General features: G+C 59.8%; 16 protein-coding genes. 3 read left to right on the top strand and 13 right to left on the bottom strand.

Translation table 11 applies throughout. The features are described from left to right. Nucleotides 1-57: 57 nt before the first annotated feature. The 10 genes from BMZ91_RS13930 to BMZ91_RS13885 form a co-directional block, all read right to left on the bottom strand. Nucleotides 58-2,256, bottom strand: a complete 2,199-nt coding sequence (locus tag BMZ91_RS13930) for a 3-hydroxyacyl-CoA dehydrogenase NAD-binding domain-containing protein (RefSeq protein WP_092840095.1) — start codon at nucleotides 2,254-2,256, stop codon at nucleotides 58-60. 3 nt (nucleotides 2,257-2,259) lie between these two features. Next, the gene (locus BMZ91_RS13925; RefSeq protein ID WP_092840092.1) at nucleotides 2,260-2,739 is read right to left on the bottom strand and encodes a cupin domain-containing protein; all 480 of its coding nucleotides are present in this window, start codon (nucleotides 2,737-2,739) and stop codon (nucleotides 2,260-2,262) included. Beyond that, the gene (locus tag BMZ91_RS13920; protein ID WP_092840089.1) at nucleotides 2,739-3,950 is read right to left on the bottom strand and encodes an acetyl-CoA C-acetyltransferase; all 1,212 of its coding nucleotides are present in this window, start codon (nucleotides 3,948-3,950) and stop codon (nucleotides 2,739-2,741) included. The genes BMZ91_RS13925 and BMZ91_RS13920 overlap by 1 nt, the downstream gene beginning before the upstream one ends. Then, complete coding sequence (locus tag BMZ91_RS13915) at nucleotides 3,947-4,360, bottom strand: hypothetical protein (protein WP_092840086.1); 414 nt, start codon at nucleotides 4,358-4,360, stop codon at nucleotides 3,947-3,949. The genes BMZ91_RS13920 and BMZ91_RS13915 overlap by 4 nt, the downstream gene beginning before the upstream one ends. After that, the gene (locus BMZ91_RS13910; RefSeq protein WP_092840083.1) at nucleotides 4,360-4,995 is read right to left on the bottom strand and encodes a glutathione S-transferase family protein; all 636 of its coding nucleotides are present in this window, start codon (nucleotides 4,993-4,995) and stop codon (nucleotides 4,360-4,362) included. The genes BMZ91_RS13915 and BMZ91_RS13910 overlap by 1 nt, the downstream gene beginning before the upstream one ends. Before the next feature lie 262 nt (nucleotides 4,996-5,257). After that, on the bottom strand, nucleotides 5,258-6,412 hold the full coding sequence (locus BMZ91_RS13905; protein ID WP_092840080.1) for an acyl-CoA dehydrogenase family protein: 1,155 nt from the start codon (nucleotides 6,410-6,412) through the stop codon (nucleotides 5,258-5,260). A 15-nt stretch (nucleotides 6,413-6,427) separates the two neighbouring features. Then, a complete protein-coding gene (locus BMZ91_RS13900) occupies nucleotides 6,428-6,640 on the bottom strand; it encodes a hypothetical protein (RefSeq protein WP_092840077.1) in 213 nt (70 codons plus the stop codon). Between the two features lie 48 nt (nucleotides 6,641-6,688). Continuing rightward, nucleotides 6,689-8,467 carry an acyl-CoA dehydrogenase C-terminal domain-containing protein gene (locus BMZ91_RS13895; RefSeq protein ID WP_092840074.1) on the bottom strand — a complete coding sequence of 593 codons (1,779 nt, stop codon included), beginning with the start codon at nucleotides 8,465-8,467 and terminating at the stop codon, nucleotides 6,689-6,691. A gap of 35 nt (nucleotides 8,468-8,502) precedes the next feature. After that, nucleotides 8,503-8,904, bottom strand: a complete 402-nt coding sequence (locus BMZ91_RS13890; RefSeq protein WP_092840071.1) for a MerR family transcriptional regulator — start codon at nucleotides 8,902-8,904, stop codon at nucleotides 8,503-8,505. Nucleotides 8,905-9,082: 178 nt separating this feature from the next. Beyond that, complete coding sequence (locus BMZ91_RS13885; RefSeq protein WP_092840166.1) at nucleotides 9,083-9,451, bottom strand: MerR family transcriptional regulator; 369 nt, start codon at nucleotides 9,449-9,451, stop codon at nucleotides 9,083-9,085. A gap of 119 nt (nucleotides 9,452-9,570) precedes the next feature. Here BMZ91_RS13885 and BMZ91_RS13880 point away from each other — a divergent pair, with 119 nt between their 5' ends. From BMZ91_RS13880 to BMZ91_RS13870, 3 genes are read left to right on the top strand one after another with little or no spacing between them, the layout of a single operon-like run. Further along, nucleotides 9,571-9,993 carry a PaaI family thioesterase gene (locus BMZ91_RS13880; RefSeq protein WP_092840068.1) on the top strand — a complete coding sequence of 141 codons (423 nt, stop codon included), beginning with the start codon at nucleotides 9,571-9,573 and terminating at the stop codon, nucleotides 9,991-9,993. After that, entirely contained in the window at nucleotides 9,993-10,502 is a 510-nt protein-coding gene (locus BMZ91_RS13875) for a PaaI family thioesterase (protein ID WP_092840066.1), read from the top strand. The genes BMZ91_RS13880 and BMZ91_RS13875 overlap by 1 nt, the downstream gene beginning before the upstream one ends. Beyond that, nucleotides 10,495-11,829, top strand: coding sequence for an MATE family efflux transporter (locus BMZ91_RS13870; protein WP_092840063.1), 1,335 nt, complete (start codon nucleotides 10,495-10,497; stop codon nucleotides 11,827-11,829). The genes BMZ91_RS13875 and BMZ91_RS13870 overlap by 8 nt, the downstream gene beginning before the upstream one ends. On the opposite strand, the gene BMZ91_RS13865 is transcribed toward BMZ91_RS13870, so the two are convergent. The 3 genes from BMZ91_RS13865 to BMZ91_RS13855 all read right to left on the bottom strand — a co-directional run bounded on the left by BMZ91_RS13865 (nucleotide 11,826) and on the right by BMZ91_RS13855 (nucleotide 15,611). Beyond that, on the bottom strand, nucleotides 11,826-13,088 hold the full coding sequence (locus tag BMZ91_RS13865) for a sensor histidine kinase (RefSeq protein ID WP_092840060.1): 1,263 nt from the start codon (nucleotides 13,086-13,088) through the stop codon (nucleotides 11,826-11,828). The genes BMZ91_RS13870 and BMZ91_RS13865 overlap by 4 nt on opposite strands. A 146-nt stretch (nucleotides 13,089-13,234) precedes the next feature. Further along, a complete protein-coding gene (locus BMZ91_RS13860; RefSeq protein WP_092840057.1) occupies nucleotides 13,235-14,869 on the bottom strand; it encodes an MFS transporter in 1,635 nt (544 codons plus the stop codon). Between the two features lie 67 nt (nucleotides 14,870-14,936). Continuing rightward, a complete protein-coding gene (locus BMZ91_RS13855; protein WP_092840053.1) occupies nucleotides 14,937-15,611 on the bottom strand; it encodes a thiamine diphosphokinase in 675 nt (224 codons plus the stop codon). Nucleotides 15,612-15,667: the final 56 nt, after the last annotated feature.

Genomic DNA, 15,667 nt, shown 5'->3' with positions numbered 1-15,667 from the left:
CGCAAAACGCGCGCCCCGGTCAGAGGGCGCGCGTCTTTTTCATAACCTCTGGTTGGATCAGGCTGCGTCTGCCTGCTTGTCAAACCGGCCATAAAAGCTCTGACCTTTATCGGCCATCTCGCGCAAAAGCGCAGGCGTGGCAAAACGGGGTCCGAATGTCTCGGCCAGTTGATCACAGCGTTCCGCCGCATAGGGCGAGCCGATGATATCAAGCCAGCTGAACGGACCGCCAGACCAGGGCGCAAAGCCCCAGGCGAGAATGGCGCCGACATCGCCTTCGCGGATATCCTCAAGCACGCCTTCCTCAAGCGCGCGCACCGCCTCAAGGACTTGCGCGAACATCAGGCGATGCTGGACCTCGATAAGGTCGGGCTGATCCTCGGCATGCGGGTATTTGACCGCAAGCCCAGGCCAGTATCCCTGACGTTTGCCCTTGTCGTCATACTCATAGAAACCGGCGTTGGATTTGCGGCCCAAGCGCCCTTCGCCCTCCATCCAGAAGATGACCTCGTCAACCGCCTCGTCGGGGTAATCATCGCCCATCGCGGCCTTGGTGGCGCGGGCGATCTTGGCGCCGAGATCAATCGAGGTTTCATCGACCAGTTGCAGCGGCCCCACCGGAAAGCCAAGCTGACGCGCGGCATTGTCGATAAGCGCCGGCGCAACGCCCTCGGCGACCATGCGCAGGCCTTCGTTGATATAGGGAATGATGCAGCGGTTGCAGTAAAAGAACCGCGCGTCATTGACCACAATCGGCGTCTTGCGGATCTGGCGCACGTAATCAAGCGCCTTGGCCACGGCACGCGGGCCGGTCTTTTGACCTTTGATAATCTCGACCAGCATCATTTTCTCAACCGGGCTGAAGAAATGGATGCCGATGAAATCCTCGGGCCTGTCACTGGCCTTGGCCAGCTCGGTGATTGGCAGAGTCGAGGTATTGGTGGCAAAGATACAATCCTTGCCAACGACCTTGAGCACGTTCTTGGTGACCTCTGCCTTGACGGCGGGGTCTTCAAACACGGCCTCGATGATAAGATCACAGCCCGCAAGCGCGGCGTAATCGGTGGTCGCTGTAATCAGGTCAAGCGCGGCGGCCTTCTTTTCTTCGGTAGCCTTGCCGCGCTTGATGCCCTTATCCATGTAATCGGCGGTATAGGCCTTGCCCTTATCGGCGGCCTCTTGTTTTTGGTCGATCAGAACCACTTGCATCCCGGCCATGGCCGAGACAAGCGTGATACCCGCGCCCATCATGCCCGCGCCCATGACGCCGACTTTTTTGACGCGTTGATCGGGTACGTCGGGGCGGTTGGCCCCTTTTTCCAGCGCTTCCTTGTTGATGAAAAGCGAGCGGATCATCGCGCTTGAACTTGGGTTCATCAGCACATTGACGAACCAACGCGCCTCGATCTTGAGGGCGGTGTCAAACGGCACAAGCGCGCCCTCGTACACCGCGCTCAGCAGGGCCTTGGCGGCAGGAAACGCGCCTTGGGTCTTGCCGTGAACCATCGCACTTGCGCCGACAAAGGTCATGAAGCCGGCCGGATGATAGGGCGCGCCACCGGGCATTTTATAGCCCTTTTCATCCCAGGGCTTGACGATAGTGGGGCCGCTCAGAACCCATTCCTTGGCCTTGGCGATCAACTCATCCGCCGGAACAACCTCATCCACCACACCGGCGGATTTGGCCTTTTTCGGGTCGTTCAGCTTGCCCTCAAGCAACAAGGGCGAGGCCCCCATCGCGCCAAGCTTGCGCACCAACCGCGTGGTGCCGCCGGCGCCGGGGAAAATACCGACCATGATTTCCGGCAGGCCGATCTTGGCCTTCGGATTGTCGGCGGCGAAAATCCGATGGCAAGCCAGCGGAATTTCCAACCCGATGCCAAGCGCGGTGCCGGGCAGGGCGGCGGCAATCGGCTTGCCGCCCTTGTTGGTCTTGGGGTCCATTCCGGCCCGCTCGATCTTGCGCAGGATGGCATGCATGCCCATCACCCCGTCAAACAGACCCTTGGCCGGCTCGTCACCCGCATCATCGCGCATCTTGGCAATGACGTTAAGATCCATGCCACCGGCGAAGGAGCCCTCTTTGCCCGAGGTGATGATCACGCCCTTGACGGCGTCATCGGCCAAGGCCTGATCAATCAACGCCTCAAGGTCAAGAAACCCCTGGCCGTTCATCACGTTCATCGACTTGCCAACCGTGTCCCATGTGATGATGGCCACGCCGTCGGCATCGGTTTTCATTGTGAAATCAGTCATGTGTTAGTCTCCGATCTGGTCAGCCGTCAGGGGGCTGCCGTCTTTGCGAGTGAATGTGTTGCCATCGGGGCCCTGGACCACCTTCATGTCGATATCGCTATAAAAGGCGATCTCTGCCGAGGTGCGGGTTCCGATCACCAGAAAGGCGACTGGCTTATCTGATTTGTTGACGAAGTGATGGCCATTGGCCTCGCCCGCCGGGAAGGCGGCACAGTCGCCAACCTGCATAAGGTGCTCGCCCTGATCATCAATCAGGGTGCAGGTGCCTTGGGTGATCATGGCGAATTCGTCCTCTTCCATGTGGTAGTGACGTAGGGATGAAAGCCCGCCGGGTTTCAGAAAAACCAGATTGGCGCCAAACTGTGTCAATCCGCCGGCATCTCCCAGACGCTGACTGGACCGGCCAGAAACAGCCTCGGCCAGTTTGCCGGGATAAGTCGTTTTCGAACGGATTTCGATTTTAGACAGGTCCAGCTTTGGCATTAGACGCGCTCGATGATCGTGGCCGCACCCATGCCCGAGGCGATGCAGAGCGTGGCAAGGCCGACCTCTTTGCCGGTCCGTTCCAACTCATCCAGAAGCGTGCCGATGATGATTGCGCCGGTGGCCCCCAACGGGTGCCCCATGGCAATCGCGCCGCCGTTGACGTTCACCAGTGCCGGATCAACATCAAACGCCTGCTGAAAGCGAAGGACGACCGCTGCGAAGGCCTCGTTCACCTCGAACAGGTCGATGTCAGAAATCGACATGCCGCTATCGGCCAGAATCTTTTGCGTCGCAGGCACCGGCCCGGTCAGCATGATCGTCGGATCGGTGCCGATCTTGCAGGTCTGACGGATGCGCGCGCGCGGCTTGAGGCCCCATTTTTCGCCAAATTCCTTCGAACCGATCAAAACCCCCGCTGCGCCATCAACGATGCCAGACGAGTTGCCGGCATGGTGGATATGGTTGATCCGCTCAAGATGCGGGTATTTGAGTTTGGCGACAGCATCAAAGCCGGGCATCACCTCGCCCATCGCCTGAAACGATGCGTTGAGCGCGCCAAGGGTCTGCATATCGGTGCCGGGGCGCATGTATTCGTCATGATCCAGAATGGTCAGGCCGTTTTGATCCTGCACCTCGATAATCGACTTGGCAAAGCGCTTGGCCTTCCACGCGGCAGCGGCGCGGTTTTGCGATTCAACCGCCAGACTGTCGGCGTCATCGCGGCTAAAGCCGTATTCGGTCGCGATGATATCGGCGCTGATGCCCTGGGGGACAAAATAGGTGTCCATCGCAATGCTGGGGTCAACGGCAATCGCCGCGCCATCGCTGCCCATGGGTACGCGGCCCATCATCTCGACGCCGCCAGCGATATAGGCTTCGCCAGCACCGCCCTTGACCTGATTGGCGGCCAGGTTCACAGCCTCCATGCCGGAGGCGCAAAAGCGGTTGATCGCCAGACCGGGGATGCTCTCATCCAGATCCGAGGCCAGAACGGCGGTGCGCGCAAGGCACCCGCCCTGTTCCATCACCTGGGTGACATTGCCCCAGATCACATCCTCGACGGCATGACCGCTGAGCCCGTTGCGCTCTTTCAGCGCGTTCAGCACCTGTGCGCTCAGGCGTGCGGCAGTCACCTCGTGCAGGGCACCATCCTTGCGACCCTTGCCACGCGGGGTGCGCACAGCGTCATAGATATAAGCTTCGGTCATTGTTGATTTCCCTCTCTTTTATTTCGGTTGTGCATTGCGATCGCATATAGAAACAATGCTCGAATACTCCATCCGAGAATGCCAAACATGCAGGCGAAGACTGCCAGTCCTTTAAGTGGCGCGGAGTCGGTCAATCCCAAGAAAAAAACGGGAATAAACCATGCCAAAAGGATAAGAAACCTTCTGGGTGTGCTAAGTGCATGCCATTCAATCATTGATGCAGTTGAGTAGAGCGAAAAGGCGGTCACTACAAAAATCATTGCAAGCATAAGCATTAGTGCGACAAGCATGCAGATGGCGGCAAACTCGGAAAAAGACCATATTGCCAGAGTGGCAATGATGTAGAGCCCAAGTGTGTGCTTGAGGTACTTCCATTCACCTAGTTCACCGAACATTGCGATCATAATCATCAGGCGCGGTCAGCGGGGCTGCCGGGCATCAGATCGTAGGGATGTTTCCAGCCCGGTGTGTGTTCGATATTGCCGAGCCAGCGGTCGATATTCGGCCAGTCTTTGCGCTCAAACCCGAAAGGTTCGGGGTAGAAAAGATAGCCGCAGCAGCTGAGATCGGCATTGGTCAGGCCGTCGCCCACAATCCAGTCGCGCCCCTCAAGGTGGGTGTTCAACGTGGTATAGGCCGCCTTGAGGCGGCCTTGGGTGAAGGCGATCACCTCGGCCGGGCGCTTGTCCTCGGGCAGAAAGTTCATCAGGAACCGAAGCATGCCGGTCTGGCTGGACAGTTTGTGATTGTCCCAGAACATCCAGCGCATCACTTCGCGCTCCTCAGCCTTGGTTGCGCCGCCGAATTTGCCGGTCTTCTCGGTGATATACATCTGCATGACGCCCGATTGGGTCAGGGTGAGATCGCCATCCACCAGCACGGGCGCCTCACCCATGACATTCAATTCGCGAAATTCCGGAGTACGCGCGGCCCCGCCGAAGAAATCGACGAATTCCGGCTCCCAGTCCAGCCCCGAAAGTTCAAGAGCAAGAGCCGCCTTATAGGCATTGCCACTTTCGCCAAAGCAATAGAGTTTTATGGTCATTTTCCGGCCCCTGATGCTGCGCCTGTGGTGGGCGGGGATTTTGAGTATTTTTGCCAAGAAGAAGCAGAGGATTCACCTGCCATTAACGTTAATGCGATTTGTTTGCGGGTGCGGTACAGGCTGGAGAGCCGATGACCGCCCAAGGAGAAGCCCCGCCCCCTCGCCGGTTTGTGCTGCGCCGGGGGGCGGGGTGGACTGGGCCTTTCTTCTTGGCGAAAATACTCTCGCCGAAGGCAATCCGACAGCAGGGCTTGGGACAGGCTCATACGGTTTTATCCGTCGTAAAGCCACGCGCGATCAGTTCTTTCATGATCTCGTTGGTGCCGCCATAGATGCGCTGCACGCGGGCATCGGCCCACATTTCAGCGATGTCATATTCAGCCATATAGCCATAGCCGCCATGCAATTGCAGGCAGTCATCCAGCACCTCGCATTGTGTATCTGTCAGCCAGTATTTGGCCATCGCCGCCTTTTCGACGCCCAACTCACCGCGCAGGTGTTCGGCGATGCAGTCGTCAAGAAAGGCGCGGGCGACGGCGGTTTTAGTCTGGCATTCCGCCAGTTTGAAACGGGTGTTCTGAAACTGGGTGAGCGGGCCGCCAAAAGCCTGGCGTTCGTTGCAATAATTGATGGTACGGCTCACGGCCCCCTCCAGCGCGCCCTGCGCGCCGCAGGCGATGATGAGGCGCTCTTGCGGCAGCTGTTGCATCATCTGGTAAAAGCCACGGCCCTCTTCACCGCCAAGGATGTTCTCGGGCGGGATTTCGACATTGTCAAAGAACAGTTCCGAGGTGTCCCCGGCATGCAGCCCGACCTTTTCAAGGTTGCGACCGCGGCTAAAGCCCGGCGCGGAGTCGGCTTCAACGACCACCAGCGATATGCCCTTGGCGCCGGCCCTGGGGTCGGTTTTGGCGGCGACGATGATCAGGTCGGCGTGCTGTCCGTTGGTGATAAAGGTCTTTTGCCCCGACAGACGATAGGCATTGCCGTCGCGCACCGCCTTGGTCTTGATGCCCTGCACATCCGAGCCGGCGGCGGGTTCGGTCATCGCAAGCGCGCCGACCATCTCGCCCGAGACCATTTTGGGCAGCCAGCGCTTTTTCTGTTCCTCAGAGCCATAGGCGAGAATGTAATGCGCGACGATGCCCGAATGGATCGGATTGCCCCAGCTTGCAAGATTGGCGCGTGACTGCTCGATACAGATCACCGCCTCATGGCCGAAATCACCGCCAGCGCCGCCATACTCTTCGGGGATCGAGGGGCACAACAGGCCAAGCTCGCCGGCCTGTTGCCAGGTCTCGCGATCCATCTGGCCCTGTTTGCGCCAGCGTTCAAAATGCGGCCCCCATTCATCGGTGATGAATTTCGCCGTCATGTCGGACAGCATCTGGTGCTCGTCGGTCATCCAGTGTGACATTGCCAGCCTCCCCGCTTAGCGTTTGCGCGCGTCCAGTTCTGAATTGAAGACCCGCAGGCGGTGACCAAAGGTATCCTCATTGATCACGCTGTCAAAATTCTCGAAGAGGAAGGACAGTGCCTCGCCCTCGTCCAACCCGGCCTCGGCGGCGAACCTACGCAGGCGGCGATAGCCGTCTTCGGTCATTGCCGCGTTAAAGCGTCGGGTCAGGCGAAAGCGTTTTGGCATCTGTGATCCCTCTCATCATACCGTAGGGTGGGTGAAACCCACGCTGGTTCAGAACTGTTCGGCGTCAAGCTCCATCACAGGGTCGGCCCCCGATTCAATCCGCGCCAGATGCATCGACGTCGCGGGCAGGCGGCGCTTCATGTAGAACCGTCCGGTCGCCAGCTTGGTTTTGTAGAACGCCTCATCCGACGCCCCACCTTCAAGCGCCGCATAGGCCGCCTTGCCCATCCGCGCCCACATCAGCCCAAGGCAGACATGGCCGAAAAGGTGCATGAAGTCATACGATCCTGCAAGGGCGGCATTGGGGTTCTTCATGCCGTTTTGCATGAAATACATCGCCGAGGCCTGAAGATGCTTTGAGGCCTCTTTCAGCGGATCAAGAAAATCGGCCTTAAGCGCCTCGTGGCCCTCGTTTTCCTTGATGAAGGTTTTCACCATCTCAAAGAAGGCCATCACGTGCTTGCCGCCATCCTGCGCAAGCTTGCGGCCGACAAGATCAAGCGCCTGAACACCATTGGCGCCCTCATAGATCATCGCGATGCGGGCATCACGAGTGAACTGCGACATGCCCCATTCCTCAATATAGCCATGTCCGCCGTAAACCTGCTGGGCCAGCACGGTCATGTCATAGCCCTCATCGGTGAGGAAGCCCTTGATCACCGGCGTCATCAGCGAGACCAGCCCCTCGGCGGCCTCGTCATCGCCGCGATGGGACTGATCGATAAGCTGGGCGCCCCAGAGCAGGAAGGCACGCGCACCCTCAATGAACGACTTCTGGTCCAGAAGCGAGCGGCGGATGTCGGGGTGCACGATCAGCGGATCGGCCGGGCCATCGGGGTTTTCAACGCCGGTCACGGCGCGCCCCTGAAGGCGGTCCTTGGCATAGGCGACAGCGTTCTGATAGGCCACATCGGCCTGCGCCAGCCCCTGCATGCCAACGCCGATCCGGGCCTCGTTCATCATGGTGAACATGGCGCGCATGCCCTTATGCTCTTCGCCCAAAAGATAGCCGGTCGCGCCGTCATAATTCATCACGCAGGTCGAGTTGCCGTGGATGCCCATTTTCTCTTCGATCTTGCCGCAGGTCACACCGTTGCGATCGCCAAGGCTGCCATCGTCCTTGACGATGAATTTGGGCACGATGAACAGCGAAACACCCTTGATGCCTTCCGGCCCGCCGGGGATCTTGGCCAGCACCAGGTGGATGATGTTTTCGGCCATGTCATGTTCGCCGGCCGAGATAAAGATTTTCTGACCGGTCAGCTTGAAGCTGCCATCGTCCTGCGGCTCGGCCTTGGTGCGCATCAGGCCAAGGTCAGTGCCGCAATGCGGCTCGGTCAGGTTCATCGTACCGGTCCAGTCGCAGGTGGCCATGCGCGGCAGGTAGGTGGATTTTTGCGCCTCGGTGCCATGCGCCAGAATGGCCGAGGCCGCGCCATGGGTCAGGCCGTGATACATGGTAAATGCCTGATTTGCGGCCGAGAACATCTCGCCCACCGCAGTGCCAAGAACATAAGGCATGTTCTGGCCGCCATATTCCTCGGGCAGGTCAAGCGCTGTCCAGCCGCCGTTGCGCACCTGATCAAACGCGGCCTTGAACCCCGTCGGCGTGCGCACGACACCGTTTTCCAGAACACAGCCCTCGGTATCGCCCACCAGATTGAGCGGCGACAGAACCTCGGATGAAATCTTGCCGGCCTCTTCCAGAACGGCCGAGGTAAACTCGGCGTCAAGCTCGGCGTAGCCGGGGGTGTCGGATGCCGACACATTCAGCACATCATGCAGAACGAATTGCGTGTCGCGGGTGGGGGCGGTGTAGCTTGGCATAGGTCTCTCTCCCTGAAACTATGGTCGCGGCGGTGTTACTCGGCGGCGTCTTTCGTGGTTCTGAGCGACGCGATCATGCGCGTCCCCCAGGTCATCTGTTCGCGAAGGTCGTCAATCGCGGCGTCAAGTTCCTCGCGTTGCTTTTCCATGTCGACCAGCCGTTCGCGGGCCACATCAATGGCGCGGCTGATCTGGGTGAATTGCTGATCGCCCTTGTCATAGAGGTCGAGCAGCTGGCGAATTTCCTCAAGGCTGAAGCCAAAGCGCTTGCCGCGCAGGATAAGCTTGAGCCGGGCGCGGTCACGGCGGGTGAACAGGCGCTTTTGCCCGATCCGCAGGGGAAAGAGCAGCTCTTTTGATTCGTAGAACCGCAGGGTGCGGGGCGTGACATCGAACGCCGTGCACATCTGGCGGATCGTTAGGGTTTCATCACTCATCGGCTTGCCTTTTGTCGCATCTGGTTTGCGGCAATCTGGGTCTCGTTTGTTCTGGTTACAACAGCGCGGCAGGTTTACGTAACCGATACGTCGCGTCACTTTCAGGTTGACGTAAGATCAAGCAAGGTAAGCTGGGGTGGCGGACAATTTTCTTGCGGGCACAACTGCGGATCGGGCGTTAGCCCAGGTTGGCGGCGGTGCTGTCGCGCAGCTTTTTCAGCTCTGCAATCGACTCGTCAAGCTGGGCGCGCTGCTCGGCCAGTTCTGCAAGCTGACGGTCGGCAAGCTCGATCCAGCTTTTCAATTGGGCCTCGGTGCCGTCGTTTTCATAGATTGATAGCCATTGACGGATATCTTCAAGGGCAAAGCCGAATTTGCGACCCCGCAGGATAAGGGTCATCCGGGCGCATTCACGCGGGCCGTAAAAACGCGACCGGCCTTCGCGCGTTGGTTGAAGCAATTCGATATACTCGTAATAGCGCAGGGTGCGCGGGGTCACCTCGTAGGTCGCGCACATTTCCTTGAAGGACAGTCGTTTTTCCGTCATCGTAAAGCCCCCTCTCGCGCCAAGGTTAGGATCAAGCCGGGCCAAGCGCAACCGCCGCCCTTGCAGGTCTTGCGGATTAAGGCCCATAAAGGGCGCAAGAGCATCCCAGAGGGCCAGAGATGAGTGTTGATATCAACAAGATCGCCAAACAGTTCATGGAGGCGCTGCCGCATGCGCGCGCGCTTGGGATGCGGTTACGTCATATGGGTGAGGGCATGGCGGAAATCGAAATGGATTACGATGAGCGCTTTGTCGGCGATCCCGAAACCGGGGTGATCCACGGCGGGGCGGTGTCGGCGCTTATGGATACCTGCTGTGGCGCGGCCGCGATGAGCCATCCCTCGTCGCCCGGCGGCACCGCGACGATTGATTTGCGGATTGACTATATGCGCCCGGCCACGCCGGGGCAAAAGATCAGGGCGCATGCCGAATGCTATCACATCACCCGCTCGGTGGCCTTTGTGCGGGCCCGCGCAATGGATGACGACGACGCCCGCCCGGTGGCGACCGCGACCGGCACCTTTACCGTGGAGGGCAAATAATGGCGCGGCCCCGTCCCGAACCCGTGCAGGTGGTCAAGCAACGCCGCGATGCGGCGCTCAAGGCGCTGGTAGATGGCGTGCCCTATATCCGCTTTCTGGGGGTTCAGTTTGACCGGCGCGGTGATGAGTTGACCGCGATCATGCCGTTCCAGGACAAGCTGATCGGCAACCCGCTTTTGCCGGCCCTGCATGGCGGCGCGACGGCGGCCTTCCTTGAGATCACGGCGATCATCGGGCTAAGCTGGGGCACGCTCTGGGAAGAGATCGAGCGCGGGGCGTTCGATGCCGAGACACTGGTCGGGGGCGATCTTCCGCGCCTGCCCAAGACGATTGATTTCACGGTGGATTACCTGCGCTCTGGTCTGCCGCGCGATGCCTATGCGCGGGCACAGATCAACCGCTCGGGGCGACGCTATGCGTCTGTGCATGTCGAGGCCTGGCAGGACAATCGCGGGCGGCCCTTTGCACAGGCAACGGGGCATTTCCTGATGCCGCGTCGGGATGGCTGACACAGCCGTGTCAATGACCCACAGGCGGGTTCTCAGGATCGCGCTTCCGATTGTGATATCCAATGCGACAGTGCCGATTTTGGGCGCGGTCGATACCGGCGTGGTGGGACAGCTTGGGCTGGCGGCGCCGATTGGCGCGGTTGGCATCGGCGCGGTGATCCTGACCGGCATCTACTGGATCTTCGGCTTTCTGCGGATGGGCACCACCGGCCTGACAAGTCAGGCGCATGGCGCCGGGCAGGTGGGCGAGGTTGCCGCGCTTTTGACCCGCGCCCTGATGATCGGCTTTGCCGGGGGCCTCGCGCTTATCGCGCTTCAGGTGCCGATTTTCTGGGGTGCGTTTCAGCTTTCCCCGGCCAGTGCCGAAGTCGAGGCGATGGCGCGCGACTATCTTGCGATCCGGGTCTGGAGCGCGCCTGCGATGATTGCCCTTTTCGGCATGACCGGCTGGCTTATCGCGCAGGAGCGCACGCGCGCCGTGCTGTTCATTCAGGTACTGATGAATGGCGCGAATATCCTGCTTGACCTGTGGTTCGTGCTTGGCCTCGACTGGGGGGTGGCCGGTGTCGCGCGCGCCACGGTGATCGCGGAATGGAGCGGCCTTGCGCTTGGCTTCTGGTTTTGCCGCGATGCGTTTGCGGTTCCCGCATGGCGCGATTGGCCACGGGTGTTTGATGGCGAACGCCTGCGCAACATGGCGGCGGTCAATAGCGACATCCTTTTGCGGTCCTTGATGTTGCAGGTGATTTTCGTGTCCTTCCTGTTCATGGGAAGCGGCTTTGGCGATGTGACGCTGGCGGCCAATCAGGTGTTGTTGCAGTTCCTGAGCATCACCGCCCATGCGCTCGACGGCTTTGCCTTTTCCGCCGAGGCGTTGGTGGGGCAGGCTTACGGCGCGCGCAACCGTGCGGTATTGCGGCGCTCCGCGATCATGGCAAGCCAATGGGGGCTGGTGGTCTGTGTCGCCCTCGCGATTGGCTTTGCGGTCTTTGGCGGAATGATCATTGATGTGATGGCCAAGGCCCCGGCGGTGCAGGAAACGGCGCGCATCTATCTTGTCTACATGGTGTTGGCGCCGGTTCTGGGACTGGCGGCCTATATGCTCGATGGGGTATTCATCGGCGCCACGCGCAGCCGCGACATGCGCAACATGATGGCGGTCAGCCTTGCAATCTATGGCATTGCGGTCGTCGTGCTCTTGCCGGTGCTGGGCAATCACGGGCTGTGGCTTGCGCTTTTGATAAGCTTTGTCGCGCGCGGCGTCACACTTGGGCTGCGCTATCCGGTGCTGGAGCAGGGGATGACTGGTGAAGGCAGCAACCGCTAGGCCAGCGGCAGGACCAGCGCCACCTGAAGCCCGCCCTGCGGCAGATTGCAAAGCTTTAGCCGCCCACCGGATTGTTCGGCAAACCCTTTCACCATCGACAACCCAAGACCCGGCCCTTCGCCGACCGGTTTGGTGGTGAAAAACGGTTCGGTCACGCGGCTTATCATATCCTCGTGCAGGCCAGGGCCGGTATCTTCGATCAGGATGGCAACCTCGCCGGCTGTCGCAGATGGCGTGGCGCGCAGGCGTATCGTACCACCCGTCGGCATCATCGCATCGCGGGCATTCAGCGCACAATTCAGCAAGGCGGCCTCAAGCAGGTGGCGATCCGTCCTGATCATCATGTCGTCACGCGGAATGGTGAACGCAATCGAAATGCTGTCGGGCAAAAGGCTTTGCAGGGACGCGCGGAATTCGGTCAGGAAGCTGCCAAGCTCAAGATCGCTGCGCATCATCTGGGATTTGCGCGAAAAGGCCAGAAGCTGACGCACCAGATGCGCGGCCCGGTCAACCGAATTGCGCGCCTCGTTCAGCATGACATCGCGGTCTTCGGCCTCTGGCAGCGCGGTCAGAAGGTCAAGATTGCCGCGGATCACGGTCAGGATATTGTTGAAGTCATGGGCGATGCCGCTGGTCAGTTGACCAACCGCGCGCATCTTTTGCGCTTCGGCCTCGGCCTCTTGCGCGAGGCGAAGCCTGGCGCGGGTGCGCATCATCTCAAAGAAGTTGAGAGAGTAATAGGCGTTGATGGCGAGCCCTGCAAAGGCGATGGCGATCATTTCCGAGGGCGTGCCGGATTTGCCGAAATAGGCCAGAACCGCCGCAAGGATGCTCAGGGAAACAAGCACATTGTCACAAATCGCCAGCAATGTAAGCTCGCTGTGGCGGCTAAGGCAATACAGCCCAAGCCCGATGATGCCACAGATCCCGAAGAATTCGTAAACCCTGTTGTCGAGGGTGATCAGATAGATCATCATCACCACGTACCAGCCGGACAGCAGCACGCTCACACACAGGAAAGCCGCATAGGTGCGCAAGCTTCCTGAAAGGCGTCGTGAGGCGAGGGCAAGGATATAAGCCCCGCTCATGCCGATATAGCCAAACCCCCAGATCAGCATGACCGGGTTTTCGGTCTTGATCCAAAGGATCAGGCTTGTCGCGGCAATAATAGCAAAGCGCAGGCCAATTTCGGTAACGGACGAAGCATCGGCACTGCGAAGGCCGTCGATCTGGCGGCTGTAACAGCGCGTCTTGATCATGAGGTGCCTGACGAATACATGAAATACGGAACCGGGTTTTACTAACCTTTAGGATAGGCCGGTTTATGCGCTGTAATCTACTGGCATTCTGTTAATGTGCCGCGATTTGAGCGGATCCACGCGTTTCTTGCAACTCTGGGTTGCGCTCAGTCCGGGGTACGCAAGCGTGAGTTTTGCACAAGCGCCACCGCGATCAGCGGCACGCCCACCGTGAGGGCCGTAACCAGGATAAGAAGAACCCCCAGATCGCTGTAATCGGCGGGTGTTGTCACCGCGCCGGTGACCGGATCGGTGACCTCGCGGGTGATCAGGAACACCTCGTTGAGGTATTTGGTAAACAGCGAGCTTGCCGACAGCGCCAGATTGGTGAACGATGCCATCACCGCAAAGAACGTCGCCTTGAGGTTCGGGGGCGCATTGCGCGCGATCCAGGCCAGCATCGGGATCATCGCGATTTGTCCCAGCGGCGATTCAATGGCGGTGTCGAGAATGGCGATAAAGCGGGCATCGACCACGCCCCCCGTCATCGCGGCGGTGATGTTCTGAATCCCATAGTAAAGCCCGATATTGGGGAGCGACAAAAGCCCCGCCGCCAGCGTCAGAAGCACGACGATATAGACAATCGGCCGGTTGGCCATCAGCGGGCGCAACACCACCATCCCGACCAGTGTCAGAACCGAGGTGATCAGTGACAGGATCGACAAGAATTGTTGATCGAATTTCAGCACGTCAATCTCGAACCAGGTAAGCCCGTCGCCGGGTCGCGGCGTGGCGCGAAAGATGAAGATCACGATGGCGGTGCCGATCAGGGCGCGCGCCGATGCCGGATCAAGCACCGACACCAGCTGACGCATGAGCAAAAGCACAATCGCCATTGATCCGGCAAAGATGATTTCCTGGCCATAGGGCACATTGCCAAGGCCGATGCTCAGCGACAGCGCGACAAACCCTGCGCCGCCGATGAAGTACCACGGGTTCGGGGTGGTTTTCTCGTCCGGGCGTTCAAACAGGGTGTCGGCCTCGGCGTCGCTCAGGCCCCGGCGCAACAGATTGCGGCGCAGGCGGATTTTCTGAACCGCGGCCAAAACCACGCCCGAGACAGACACCAGCGGGATCAAGAGCGCCGCAAGATAGATGTCGGCATAGGTTGCGGATTTCGCGGCAGCGTCCAGCGCCTCGATCCCGGAAAACATGTAGATGTTAAGCACCGCCACCGCGACCGTGCCGGAAATAAGCGCAAAGCGGCCAAGCGTCTGCATGGTGGTGTGCATCGCGCGCGCGTCTTCAAGCGGGATCGCGTCGCCATTGGCGTCAAAGCGGGGCACCGCCTCGACCGACATGGCGTCGGCCACCGCGTCCTGAATGACAAGCCCGCTTGGCGCCAGAAGGTATGAGGTGACGTACCACGCACTTGTCGGCATGACGGCGCGCATGATCTCGGGCTGGGTCAGCACGAGGTACATGATAAAGACCGACAATCCGATCAAGCCTGCGCCGAGATAGACCAAAAGCCATTTCCAGCGCCAGAAAATGTCAACCAGATGCCCCAGCGGCATCTTGAGCGCCCAGGGCAGGCCCGCCCAAAAGGCAAGCCCGGCAAGATAGGCCGCCGAGAGATCAAGGTATTCCTTCACAAAGAAGGTGCCGACAATCATCGTCAGCCCGGAAAATCCGGCGGCGAAATAGATCATCAGCGGCGGCAGGAAGGTCCAGCGCATCTGCCGCCCAAGATCAAAGACAACAGCGTCAATCCAGGTGCCGATAAGTTTTAGCGGGGCCATGCTCTATCTGTCCTGCCTGTGGTTTCCTCAATCTAACGCACGCGCGGGCCTGTGCAATCTCGCGGGCTCAGGGGCCGGGCCAGCGAGCGTTGCTGGCGATTAGGGCGCGGGCGGCTTCCTCTAGAGTGGATTGCGGCAGGATCACAAGCATCTTGGGCGCGGTCAGCGACAGATGCACCGGCCCAAGCGCGGTATTCGAGGTGCCGATTCGCCCGTCCGGGGCAAAGTTCAGCCCGCCGATCGGATAGGCAAGCCCGTCGGAGATGCCCTCGACCGCGCCCATCGGGAAAAGCGAAACCGGGCAGTCGGCCTCAAGGTTGATGTCAATCGACGGCGGCGCCAGAAATACCAGCTCCTCGCGGCCAAGCAGAATGCAGCGTTGCCAAGGGTGACGCACAAGGGTGTTATAGGCGGCAAGCTGATGATCAAGGCGATCCCCGGAAAACCCGATGCCGATGATCAGCGGGCTTGCGATATTGCCAAGGCATTTGTCAAAATCGGTGCTGTCCTGATCGGCAATGGGGTGTTGCGCGGTGCCGGGGATGCGGGCGCGCGCGGCTTCGGAAATGCTGTCAAAGTCGCCGATCACCGCCTGTGGCATGATATCATGGGCAAGGGCGGCATCCGCGCCGCCATCCGCAGCAACCACAATCGGGGCAAGTGCGCGGGCGCGGGCCAAAAGGGTTAACGTGACTGCCGCCCCGCCGATCAGGGTGATTGGTTCATTTTCGCGAACAATCATCGAATTATCACCTTATCGTTGCGCCTAAAGACCAGATGTCACATTCTGACCATGAA

Source organism: Roseovarius lutimaris (assembly GCF_900115165.1).
GTDB lineage: Bacteria > Pseudomonadota > Alphaproteobacteria > Rhodobacterales > Rhodobacteraceae > Roseovarius > Roseovarius lutimaris.
Note: the sequence above shows the minus strand (reverse complement) of the source record. Positions and strands in the feature narration are given on the sequence as shown.

Coding starts and splice junctions, on each gene's coding strand:
- BMZ91_RS13930 (WP_092840095.1), bottom strand. CDS start 2,256: ATGACTGATTTCACAATGAAAACCGATGCCGACGGCGTGGCCATCATC.
- BMZ91_RS13925 (WP_092840092.1), bottom strand. CDS start 2,739: ATGCCAAAGCTGGACCTGTCTAAAATCGAAATCCGTTCGAAAACGACT.
- BMZ91_RS13920 (WP_092840089.1), bottom strand. CDS start 3,950: ATGACCGAAGCTTATATCTATGACGCTGTGCGCACCCCGCGTGGCAAG.
- BMZ91_RS13915 (WP_092840086.1), bottom strand. CDS start 4,360: ATGATTATGATCGCAATGTTCGGTGAACTAGGTGAATGGAAGTACCTC.
- BMZ91_RS13910 (WP_092840083.1), bottom strand. CDS start 4,995: ATGACCATAAAACTCTATTGCTTTGGCGAAAGTGGCAATGCCTATAAG.
- BMZ91_RS13905 (WP_092840080.1), bottom strand. CDS start 6,412: ATGTCACACTGGATGACCGACGAGCACCAGATGCTGTCCGACATGACG.
- BMZ91_RS13900 (WP_092840077.1), bottom strand. CDS start 6,640: ATGCCAAAACGCTTTCGCCTGACCCGACGCTTTAACGCGGCAATGACC.
- BMZ91_RS13895 (WP_092840074.1), bottom strand. CDS start 8,467: ATGCCAAGCTACACCGCCCCCACCCGCGACACGCAATTCGTTCTGCAT.
- BMZ91_RS13890 (WP_092840071.1), bottom strand. CDS start 8,904: ATGAGTGATGAAACCCTAACGATCCGCCAGATGTGCACGGCGTTCGAT.
- BMZ91_RS13885 (WP_092840166.1), bottom strand. CDS start 9,451: ATGACGGAAAAACGACTGTCCTTCAAGGAAATGTGCGCGACCTACGAG.
- BMZ91_RS13880 (WP_092840068.1), top strand. CDS start 9,571: ATGAGTGTTGATATCAACAAGATCGCCAAACAGTTCATGGAGGCGCTG.
- BMZ91_RS13875 (WP_092840066.1), top strand. CDS start 9,993: ATGGCGCGGCCCCGTCCCGAACCCGTGCAGGTGGTCAAGCAACGCCGC.
- BMZ91_RS13870 (WP_092840063.1), top strand. CDS start 10,495: ATGGCTGACACAGCCGTGTCAATGACCCACAGGCGGGTTCTCAGGATC.
- BMZ91_RS13865 (WP_092840060.1), bottom strand. CDS start 13,088: ATGATCAAGACGCGCTGTTACAGCCGCCAGATCGACGGCCTTCGCAGT.
- BMZ91_RS13860 (WP_092840057.1), bottom strand. CDS start 14,869: ATGGCCCCGCTAAAACTTATCGGCACCTGGATTGACGCTGTTGTCTTT.
- BMZ91_RS13855 (WP_092840053.1), bottom strand. CDS start 15,611: ATGATTGTTCGCGAAAATGAACCAATCACCCTGATCGGCGGGGCGGCA.